Source organism: Lysinibacillus mangiferihumi (assembly GCF_003049665.1).
Lineage (GTDB): Bacteria > Bacillota > Bacilli > Bacillales_A > Planococcaceae > Lysinibacillus > Lysinibacillus mangiferihumi.
In genome coordinates this window covers 1-921 of record NZ_PYWM01000106.1, presented here as the reverse complement: position 1 = coordinate 921, position 921 = coordinate 1, and the positions used below count along the sequence as shown (strand labels likewise).

General features: G+C 40.7%; 1 protein-coding gene. It reads left to right on the top strand.

Annotation, left to right across the window (positions count from 1 at the left end; all coding sequences use genetic code 11):
• Window positions 1–102: 102 nt before the first annotated feature.
• A partial coding sequence (locus C9J37_RS27755) for an IS4 family transposase (RefSeq protein ID WP_107897943.1) occupies window positions 103–921 on the top strand: 819 nt, incomplete at its 3' end.

Sequence of the window (921 nt, the reverse complement as noted above, 5' to 3'; positions counted from 1 at the left end):
GTCTGTTGATTAACCAGTTTTTACCATTAAAGCCTAATAAAAAAGAGAGATTCCATGTAAAATGTAAGTTACCACACAAACAATTACGAGGAGGAATCTCTCATGGCTAAGAATACCACGATTTTCACGTTACTTCAAAATTTTATTTCACAGGAAGAAATCGATGGCATTCTCGCTGAATTTGGTTTTGAAGATACAGCGCGTAAATGTGATGTACCAACGCTTCTAAATTATTTAGTTGGCGCTGCTACATTTGAATGGAAAAGCTTACGTTACGCTTCCGATGTGGCGACGGAAAAAGGCTTGAAATCTGTTGATTATTCTACGCTTTCCAAACGTTTAGGCGAACTGAATTATCTCATCGTCAAACGGATTTTTGAGCTGATTGTTAGTAGATTCAACCGAGCTGCGAGACGCTCACTTAAACTTAAAAAAGAGTTATTGGCCATGGATTCGACAACGATTACTGTCGGTAAAAATCGTTTACCGTGGGCGCTGTATCACGGTGAGCGTTCGGGCATTAAACTGCATGTTAGCTTCACAAATAATACCGGAATGCCCCTTCACGTCGTTGAAACAACAGGCTTGAAAAACGATGGTCCAATTGGCGTCGAGCTCGAAGATAAGCGTTTTATCATCGTCGCTGATCGTGCTTATTTTTCGATTGATAAGGTAGATCGCTATGCGACAACGAAACAAGATTTTGTCATTCGTTTAAAGGAGAACATCCAGTTAAACTGTAAAAAATCATTAAAAAGAGCGACCGTTGAAGGGTCTAATATCGTCGCTGATTTCACCTGTACACTTGGTACGGCTCAAAAACAAACGAAGACGCGACACCGTGTCGTGGAGTTTACTGATTATGAAGGGGCGATTGTACGTGTTGTCACAAATCTTCGCGATGTAACAGCCGAAGAAATC